Source organism: Piscinibacter sp., assembly GCF_050175855.1.
Classification (GTDB): domain Bacteria; phylum Pseudomonadota; class Gammaproteobacteria; order Burkholderiales; family Burkholderiaceae_C; genus Piscinibacter.
In genome coordinates, this window is sequence record NZ_JBFXIO010000210.1 from 1 (window position 1) to 8787 (window position 8787).

An 8787-nucleotide genomic window follows, 5' to 3' on the forward strand; every position below is an offset into this window, starting at 1 on the left:
CCCGATTCCTCGATCTCCCCGCCCTCGGCACCGCTGCCGGCACGGTGCGTCTGCCCGGCTCGAAGAGCATCTCCAACCGTGTACTGCTGCTGGCCGGCCTGAGTGCCGGCACCACCGAGGTCCACGACCTGCTCGACTCCGACGACACGCAGGTGATGCTTGCCGCGCTGGAGCAGCTGGGCTGCCGGCTCGAGCGCGACGGTGCCGTGCTGCGCGTGACCGGGCTGGGCGGGCGGCTGTCTACCCGGGAAGCGAAGCTGTTCCTCGGCAATGCCGGCACGGCGATGCGGCCGCTGACGGCCGCGCTCGCGCTGCTCGCGGCGACGCAGGGTGGCGACTTCACGCTGTCCGGCGTGCCACGCATGCACGAGCGGCCGATCGGCGACCTGGTCGACGCGCTGCGACAGCTCGGCTGCACGGTCGACTGCACCGGCACCGACGGCTATCCGCCGCTGCGCCTGCGCGGCGAGCCCGGCGGGCGGCTGCACACGCAGCGGCCGATCCGCGTGCGCGGCGACGTCTCCAGCCAGTTCCTCACCGCGCTGCTGCTGGCCTTGCCGCTGGTGGCGCAGCATGGCGAACTCGTCGTCGAGGTCGACGGCGAACTGATCTCCAAGCCGTATGTGGAGATCACGCTGAACCTGCTCGCGCGCTTCGGCATCGCGGTGCGGCGTGAAGGCTGGCAGCGCTTCACGATTCCGCAAGGCAGCGCCTACCGCTCGCCGGGCCGCGTGCACGTGGAGGGCGACGCCTCCTCAGCGTCCTATTTCGTCGCGCTCGGCGCCATCGCCGCCATCGAAGCGCCGGTGCGCATCGAAGGCGTCGGCACCGACTCGATCCAGGGCGACATTCGCTTCATCGAGGCGGCGCAGTCCATGGGCGCCGAGGTGTCCGGCGGCCCCGGCTGCCTCGAGGTGCGGCGCGGCCGCTGGCCGCTGCGAGCCATCGAGCTCGACTGCAACCACATCCCCGACGCCGCGATGACCCTGGCCGTGATGGCCCTGTTCGCCCAAGGCACCACGCGGCTGACCAACATTGCCAGTTGGCGCGTCAAGGAAACCGACCGCATCTCCGCGATGGCCACCGAACTGCGCAAGCTCGGGGCCACGGTCGACGAGGGCGCCGACTTCATCGCCGTGACGCCGCCGGCATCGCTGACACCGGCAGCCATCCACACCTACGACGACCACCGCGTCGCGATGTGCTTCTCGCTGGCGGCTCTCGGCGGCGTACCGGTGCGCATCCTGGATCCCAAGTGCGTCGGCAAGACCTTCCCCGACTACTTCGAGGCGCTGTTCGACCTGGTGCGCACGCCCGTGGAAGCGGTGCCAGTCATCACGGTGGACGGCCCCACCGCCTCCGGCAAGGGCACGCTGGCCAGCGCGATCGCCAAGGCGCTGGGCTACCACTTCCTCGACTCGGGTGCGGTCTACCGCGCCACCGCGCTGACCGCGATGCGCACCGGCGTGGCGCCCGACGACGAGGCCGCGCTGGCACGCATCGCCGCCACCCTGCCGCTGCACTTCGTCGGCGGCGACGCCCACCTCGGCGAGGAGAACGTGGCCGATGCGCTGCGCGCCGAAGACGTCGGCGCGATGGCCTCGAAGGTCTCGGCCTGGCCGGCCGTGCGCGAGGCGCTGCGCCAGCTGCAGCTGTCGTTCCGGCGCATTCCGGGCCTGGTGGCCGACGGCCGCGACATGGGCACGGTGATCTTCCCCGGGGCCGCGCTCAAGGTGTTCCTCACCGCGAGTGCCGCCACGCGCGCGGAAAGGCGCTACAAGCAGTTGATTTCAAAGGGAATTCCGACTAACATCTCGACCCTTCGGGCGGAGCTCGAGGCGCGCGACGAACGGGATCGAAACCGCAGCGTCGCTCCCTTGAAGCCGGCCGAAGACGCGCTGCTGCTGGACAACTCCGAACTGACCGTCGAAACCTCGATGGATGTGGTTCTGACAGCCTGGGATCAGCGCCGGCCGTTCGGCTGAGCCGCACGACCCAAGGCCCGTCGCCTTCCCTCCAGTGCCGCAGGGCACGCCGAGGCGGCGGATCGACAACCTCAACCCCGCAGCGAAAGCTGCACCGAGAAGCTCCATGTCCCAAACCCAACAAGCCACCAGCACCGGCGGCGAATCGTTTGCCGCCCTGTTCGAAGAATCGCTGAAGCGCTCGGAGATGCGCAGTGGCGAGGTCATCACGGCCGAAGTGGTCCGTGTCGACTACAACTTCGTGGTGGTCAATGCCGGCCTCAAGTCGGAAGCCTACATCCCCATCGACGAGTTCAAGAACGACCAGGGCGAAGTCGAAGTCCAGGTCGGCGATTTCGTCTCGGTGGCCATCGACGCCCTCGAGAACGGCTACGGCGACACCATCCTGTCGCGCGACAAGGCCAAGCGCCTGGCCTCCTGGCTGTCGCTGGAGAAGGCTCTGGAGTCCGGCGAATTCGTCACCGGCACGGTCAACGGCAAGGTCAAGGGCGGCCTGACGGTCCTCGTCAACGGCATCCGCGCCTTCCTGCCCGGCTCGCTGCTCGACACGCGTCCCGTCAAGGACATGACGCCGTTCGAGGGCAAGACCATGGAGTTCAAGGTCATCAAGCTCGACCGCAAGCGCAACAACGTGGTGCTGTCGCGCCGCGCGGTGGTCGAGGCCTCGATGGGTGAAGAGCGCGCCAAGCTGCTCGAGACGCTGACCGAAGGCGCCATCGTCAACGGCGTGGTCAAGAACATCACCGAGTACGGCGCGTTCGTCGACCTCGGCGGCATCGACGGCCTGCTGCACATCACCGACATGGCCTGGCGCCGCGTCCGCCACCCGAGCGAAGTCGTTCAGGTCGGCCAGGAACTGCAGGCCAAGGTGCTCAAGTTCGACGCCGAGAAGAACCGCGTCTCGCTGGGCATCAAGCAGCTGGGCGACGACCCGTGGCACGGCGTGTCGCGTCGCTACCCGCAGGGCACCCGCCTGTTCGGCAAGGTCACGAACATTGCCGACTACGGCGCGTTCGTCGAGATCGAGCCGGGCATCGAGGGCCTGGTGCACGTCTCAGAGATGGACTGGACCAACAAGAACGTCGCCCCGAGCAAGGTCGTCTCGCTCGGCGACGAGGTCGAGGTCATGGTGCTCGAGATCGACGAGGACAAGCGCCGCATCAGCCTGGGCATGAAGCAGTGCAAGGCCAACCCGTGGGAAGAGTTCGCCGCCAACGTGCAGCGCGGCGACAAGGTGCGCGGCCCGGTCAAGTCGATCACCGACTTCGGCGTGTTCGTCGGCCTGGCCGCCGGCATCGACGGCCTGGTGCACCTGTCCGACCTGTCCTGGAACGAGCCGGGCGAGAGCGCGGTGCGCAACTACAAGAAGGGCCAGGAAGTCGAGGCCGTGGTGCTGGCCGTCGACGTCGACCGCGAGCGCATCTCGCTGGGCATCAAGCAGCTCGACAGCGACCCGTTCACCAGCTACACCTCGGTCAACGACCGCGGCATGACGGTGACCGGCAAGGTCAAGAGCGTCGACGCGCGCGGCGCGGAGATCCAGCTCAACGACGATGTCACCGGCTACCTGCGCGCCTCGGAGATCTCGCGCGACCGCGTGGAAGACGCCCGCAACGTGCTGAAGGAAGGCGACGAGGTCACCGCCCTGATCATCAACATCGACCGCAAGACGCGCTCGATCCAGTTGTCGATCAAGGCCAAGGACAGCGCCGACCAGCAGGAAGCGATGCAGCGCCTGTCGGCCAGCAACGAGCGCGAGACCGCCGGCACGACCAGCCTGGGCGCCCTGCTGCGCGCCAAGCTGGACAACAAGAGCGAGTAAGCCTCAGCTGCCGAACCGCACGTCATGACCCGTTCCGATCTCGTGGCCCAGCTGGCCGAGCGATTCAGCCAGCTGACGCACCGCGACACCGAGTTCGCCGTCAAGACCATCCTGGATGCGATGTCCGACGCGCTCGCGCGCGGGCATCGCATCGAGATCCGCGGTTTCGGCAGCTTCTCGATCAATCGCCGGCCGCCGCGCGTGGGGCGCAACCCGCGCAGCGGCGAGCAGGTGATCATTCCCGAGAAGCTGGTGCCCCACTTCAAGCCGGGCAAGGCGTTGCGCGAGGCCGTGGATGCCCACGTGCCCGTGACCGACCCCGACACCCCGGCCGGCGACAAGCCCTCCGCCACACCCTGAGCCACGCGCCCCCTCTCGCTAGAATCGCCGCGGGAGACACGATGCGCTTGCTCGCCTGGCTCGTTCGAGCCGCCCTCTTCTTCCTTCTCTTCGCCTTCGCGCTGAACAACCAGCACGAGGCCTCCATCCGCTGGTTCTTCGGCCACGAATGGCGCACGAACATGGTGTTCGTGGTGCTCGCGGCCTTCGCGCTAGGCTGCGTGTTCGGCATCTCGGCGATGCTGCCGAGCTGGTGGCGACAACGCGCCGTGGCGCGCCGTCGCCGCGACGAGCCGGGGTCGGACACCTCGCAGCTCGCCGTGCCCACCCTGACCCCGGACTACCCACCGCGCGATGGACTTTGACCTGCAGTGGTTGCTGCTCGGCCTGCCGGTGGCCTTCGCGCTGGGCTGGCTGGCTTCGCGCTTCGACCTGCGCCAGTGGAAGCGCGAGCAGAAGGACTCGCCCAAGGCCTACTACCAGGGCCTGAACCTGCTGCTCAACGAGCAGCACGACAAGGCGATCGACGCCTTCATCGAGGCCGTGCAGCACGACCCCGACACCTCCGACCTGCACTTCGCGCTGGGCAACCTGTTCCGCCGCCGCGGCGAATACGAGCGCGCCGTTCGCGTGCACGAGCACTTGCTGCAGCGCGCCGACCTGCCGGCCTCCGAGCGCGAACGCGCCCAGCACGCACTCGCGCAGGACTTCATGAAGGCCGGCCTGTTCGACCGCGCCCAGCAGGCCTTCGAGGCGCTTGAAGGCACGGTGTTCGACACCGAGGCGCGGCTGGCGCTGCTGGCGCTGCACGAGCGCTCGCGCGAGTGGCGCGCCGCCGCCGAGGTGGCCGCGCGGCTCGAGCGCAGCGGCAGCGGCTCGTTCGCCTCGCGCATCGCGCACCACTGGTGCGAACTCGCCGCCGAGGCCGATGCGCGGCAGCAGCCCGCCGAGGCCGAAGAAGCGCTTCAGCGCGCCCGCGAGGCAGCGCCGCAATCGCCGCGGCCGTTGATCATGGCCGGCCAGCGCGCCCGCGCCCGCGGCGATCACCGCGAAGCCGTGCAGCAGTGGGGCACGCTGATGGTGGCGCACCCGGCGGCCTTCAACCTCGTCGCGGCCGACTACGCCGAGAGCGCGAAGGCGCTCGGCGAAGCCGAAGCGGCGCTGGAACGCCTCGACGCCCTGCACCGCCGCACGCCCAGCGGAGACCTGCTGGCCGCCATCGGACGGCTCGATCCCGACGCGGCCCGCCAGCGGGCGCGGGTGCTTTCGCATCTGCAGCAGCAGGGCTCGCTGAGCGCGGCGCAGACGCTGCTGTCCGCGCCGGACGCGAAGCTCGACGGCAGCGAGGCCAAGGCCCTGCACGATGCCGTCGCCCGCGCGGCAAAGCCTCTGCACCGCTACCGCTGCGCCGCCTGCGCCTTCGAAGCGCAGAACTATTTCTGGCAATGCCCCGGCTGCCTGGGCTGGGACACCTATCCGCCGCTGCGGCAGGAAGACCTATGACTGCACCCACGCGAGAGCAACTCGCCCGCGCCCGCGTGCTGGTGGTCGGCGACGCGATGCTCGACCGCTACTGGTTCGGCGCCGTCGACCGCATCTCGCCCGAGGCGCCGGTGCCGGTGGTTCGCGTCAACCGCGAGGAAGAGCGCCTGGGCGGCGCGGCCAACGTCGCGCTCAACGTGAAGACGCTGGGCGCCCAGGCGACGCTGATGACGGTGGTCGGCGATGACGAGCCGGCGCGCAAGCTCAAGCAGCTGCTCGAGCGCCAGGGCGTGGCCGCGCTGCTCGGCCACGATCCGCAGCTCTACACCATCGTCAAGCTGCGCGTGATCGGCCGCTCGCAGCAGTTGATCCGCATCGACTTCGAGAACCAGCCCGACCACGAGGTGCTCGCCGCCATGCTCGGCGACTACGAGCGCGCCCTCCCGCAGCACGACGCCGTGCTGTTCTCCGACTACGGCAAGGGCGGCCTGACCCACATCCCGCGCATGATCGAGCTGGCCCGGCAGCTGAGCAAGCCGGTGCTGATCGACCCCAAGGGCAGCGACTACAGCCGCTATGCCGGCGCCACGGTGATCACGCCCAACCGTGCCGAGCTGGCGCAGGTGATCGGCCCCTGGACCAGCGAAGCCCAGCTGCACGAGCGCGCGCAGGCGCTGCGCGCCGAACACCGGCTCGAGGGTCTGCTGCTGACCCGCAGCGAAGAAGGCATTTCGCTGTTCGACGCCCAGGGGCACGCGCAGGTGCCGGCGCAGGCGCGAGAGGTGTTCGACGTCACCGGCGCCGGCGACACCGTGATCGCCACCCTGGCCGCCATGCTCGGCAGCGGCCACACGCTGCGCGAAGCGATGCCGGTGGCCAACCGGGCCGGCGGCATCGTGGTCGGCAAGTTCGGCACGGCCAGCGTCTCGTACGAGGAGTTGTTCGCATGAGAGTCGTCGTCACCGGCGCGGCCGGCATGATCGGCAGCAACATCGTCCACGGCCTGAACGCGCTGGGCATCGACGACGTGATCGCCGTCGACAACCTGACCAACGGCCAGAAGTACCGCAACCTGCTCGGCGCGAGGATCAGCGACTACTTTGACAAGACCGACTTCTACGCCCGCTTCGCGCGCGGCGAGTTCGGCAAGGTCGACGCGGTGCTCCATGAGGGCGCCTGCTCCGACACCATGCAGCACGACGGGCGCTACATGCTGGACACCAATTACCGCTGCTCGAAGGACCTGCTCGACGCCTGCCAGCGCCAGGGCACGCGGCTGCTCTACGCCTCGTCGGCTGCCACCTACGGCGGCAGCGCCTCGTTCCTCGAGGAACCGCAGTTCGAGCAGCCGCTGAACGTCTACGGCTACAGCAAGCTGCTGTTCGACAACGTGGTGCGGCGCATGCTGCCCGCGGCGACCGCCCAGGTGGTGGGCTTCCGCTACTTCAACGTCTACGGCCCGCGCGAGCAGCACAAGGGCCGCATGGCCTCGGTGGCCTTCCACCACTTCAACCAGTTCCGCGAGCACGGCAAGGTCAAGCTGTTCGGCGAGTACGGCGGCTACGGCCCGGGCATGCAGTCGCGCGACTTCGTCTTCGTCGACGACGTGGTGGCCGTCAACCTCTGGTTCCTGCAGAACCCTGGCAAGAGTGGCATCTTCAACCTCGGCAGCGGCCGCGCCCAGCCGTTCAACGACGTGGCCGTGGCCGCGGTGAACGCGGCACGCACCCTGAAGGGGGAGGCGCCCCTGCCGCTGGCCGAACTGGTGTCGCGCGGGCTGGTGGAGTACATCCCCTTTCCCGAGGCGCTGGTCGGCAAGTACCAGTGCTTCACGCAGGCCGATCTGGCGCGGCTGCGCGCCACCGGCTGCGACCACGCCTTCGCCGACGTGGCCACGGGCGTGAGCCGCTACGTGAACTGGCTGGCCACGCAAGGCTGAGCATTCCTCACGTCCCCCGCCGGGGGGACGGTCGGCCGGGTGGCCCGCCGTGGCGATTCACGCCGCGGCACGGCGCCGGAACACTGGCTCCCGAGCTCGCAATTCCGCGGCTCGCCAACCGACAAGGAGCCTCATCATGTTCAAGTTCATCACCGCCGCCGTCCTCGCCCTCGCCTCCGCCGCCGCCTTCGCGGCCACCGACGTCAACAAGGCCAGCCAGGCCGAGCTCGAGGCCGTCAAGGGCATCGGCCCGTCGATGGCCACCCGCATCCTCGAGGCGCGCAAGGCCGGCAGCTTCAACAACTGGGCCGACCTGCAGGGCCGCGTCAAGGGCGTGGGCGACGGCAACGCGCGCAAGTTCTCCGCCGACGGGCTGACCGTCAACGGCCAGGCCTACTCGGCGACCGACGCGCCGGCGAAGACCAAGGGCGAGAAGGCGCCGAAGAAGGCGGCCGAGCCGAAGGCGAAGTCCTGAATCAGGACCAGCCGAAGAAGGCGCGCACCTCGTCGCGGCGCGCCATCGTGTCGGCCACGCCGAGGGCGACCAGTTCGCGCGTGTACGGCGACTCGAAGAGCAGGTAGCTCGCCAGCGCCGCACCGCGCGCGTCCTCGCCGCGGCCCGACACGCCCACGCCCCGAAGCATGCCTCGCACCGGCGCGGGCAGGCAGCCGAGGTGCTTGGCGGCCAGGTCGTCCAGGCGCTGGCTGGGCGCGATCACCAGTGTCTCGATCGGCCGCAGCGTGGTGCGCGCGAGCGCGTCCGGAGGCAGCAGCTTCAGCGTGGCGTTGATGCGCTGCAGGCGCTCCACGTCGACCGCCAGCGCATCGAGGAAGATGTTCGACAGCGCGTGGCCGGCGATCTGCGCCAGGTTGGGATACTCGGCGCTGTGCGCGCGCGGCCCCGGCGGTTCGTGCATGCGCCCGGCGCCGATGATCAGGATGCGGCTGGCGCCGAGGTGCACCGCCGGCGAGATCGGCGCGGCCTGGCGCATCGAGCCGTCGCCGAAGTGCTCGACGCGGCCTTCGACCGTCAGCGGCACCGCCGGGAAGACGAACGGGATGGCCGACGAGGCCATCAGGTGCGGCACGCCGATCTCGGCGCGCACGGCGATGCGCTGCGAGCGCGTCCACGGCACGATCTCCTTCATCGCGTCGTAGAAGGTCACGTGCAGGCCCGAGCCGTAGCCCGAGGCGGTGACGGCCAGCGCCTCCAGGTGGCC

At 69.7% G+C, this 8787-nt stretch carries 9 protein-coding genes; 8 read left to right on the top strand and 1 reads right to left on the bottom strand.

Annotation, left to right across the window (positions count from 1 at the left end; all coding sequences use genetic code 11):
• The 8 genes from AB7U92_RS15840 to AB7U92_RS15875 all read left to right on the top strand — a co-directional run.
• A partial coding sequence (locus AB7U92_RS15840; protein ID WP_428578796.1) for a bifunctional 3-phosphoshikimate 1-carboxyvinyltransferase/cytidylate kinase occupies window positions 1-1985 on the top strand: 1985 nt, incomplete at its 5' end.
• A 106-nt stretch (window positions 1986-2091) separates the two neighbouring features.
• Window positions 2092-3807, top strand: coding sequence for a 30S ribosomal protein S1 (gene rpsA / locus AB7U92_RS15845; protein ID WP_428578798.1), 1716 nt, complete (start codon window positions 2092-2094; stop codon window positions 3805-3807).
• Between the two features lie 24 nt (window positions 3808-3831).
• Window positions 3832-4167, top strand: a complete 336-nt coding sequence (locus AB7U92_RS15850) for an integration host factor subunit beta (RefSeq protein WP_428578800.1) — start codon at window positions 3832-3834, stop codon at window positions 4165-4167.
• 41 nt (window positions 4168-4208) lie between these two features.
• On the top strand, window positions 4209-4511 hold the full coding sequence (locus tag AB7U92_RS15855; RefSeq protein ID WP_428578802.1) for a lipopolysaccharide assembly protein LapA domain-containing protein: 303 nt from the start codon (window positions 4209-4211) through the stop codon (window positions 4509-4511).
• The gene (gene lapB, locus AB7U92_RS15860; RefSeq protein ID WP_428578805.1) at window positions 4501-5649 is read left to right on the top strand and encodes a lipopolysaccharide assembly protein LapB; all 1149 of its coding nucleotides are present in this window, start codon (window positions 4501-4503) and stop codon (window positions 5647-5649) included. Before AB7U92_RS15855 ends, lapB begins: the two co-directional genes overlap by 11 nt.
• Window positions 5646-6578, top strand: coding sequence for a D-glycero-beta-D-manno-heptose-7-phosphate kinase (rfaE1, locus tag AB7U92_RS15865; RefSeq protein WP_428578807.1), 933 nt, complete (start codon window positions 5646-5648; stop codon window positions 6576-6578). Before lapB ends, rfaE1 begins: the two co-directional genes overlap by 4 nt.
• A complete protein-coding gene (rfaD, locus tag AB7U92_RS15870; protein ID WP_428578810.1) occupies window positions 6575-7567 on the top strand; it encodes an ADP-glyceromanno-heptose 6-epimerase in 993 nt (330 codons plus the stop codon). Before rfaE1 ends, rfaD begins: the two co-directional genes overlap by 4 nt.
• A 136-nt stretch (window positions 7568-7703) precedes the next feature.
• Complete coding sequence (locus AB7U92_RS15875) at window positions 7704-8042, top strand: ComEA family DNA-binding protein (RefSeq protein WP_428578813.1); 339 nt, start codon at window positions 7704-7706, stop codon at window positions 8040-8042.
• Window position 8043: 1 nt separating this feature from the next.
• On the opposite strand, the gene AB7U92_RS15880 is transcribed toward AB7U92_RS15875, so the two are convergent.
• Window positions 8044-8787 (bottom strand): patatin-like phospholipase family protein (locus AB7U92_RS15880; protein ID WP_428578816.1); only part of this gene is annotated, 744 nt, incomplete at its 5' end.

Excerpts from the sequence above, each read along its gene's own strand:
- AB7U92_RS15875 (WP_428578813.1), top strand. The coding sequence starts at position 7,704 with ATGTTCAAGTTCATCACCGCCGCCGTCCTCGCCCTCGCCTCCGCCGCC.
- rfaD (WP_428578810.1), top strand. The coding sequence starts at position 6,575 with ATGAGAGTCGTCGTCACCGGCGCGGCCGGCATGATCGGCAGCAACATC.
- AB7U92_RS15850 (WP_428578800.1), top strand. The coding sequence starts at position 3,832 with ATGACCCGTTCCGATCTCGTGGCCCAGCTGGCCGAGCGATTCAGCCAG.
- AB7U92_RS15855 (WP_428578802.1), top strand. The coding sequence starts at position 4,209 with ATGCGCTTGCTCGCCTGGCTCGTTCGAGCCGCCCTCTTCTTCCTTCTC.
- rpsA (WP_428578798.1), top strand. The coding sequence starts at position 2,092 with ATGTCCCAAACCCAACAAGCCACCAGCACCGGCGGCGAATCGTTTGCC.
- rfaE1 (WP_428578807.1), top strand. The coding sequence starts at position 5,646 with ATGACTGCACCCACGCGAGAGCAACTCGCCCGCGCCCGCGTGCTGGTG.
- lapB (WP_428578805.1), top strand. The coding sequence starts at position 4,501 with ATGGACTTTGACCTGCAGTGGTTGCTGCTCGGCCTGCCGGTGGCCTTC.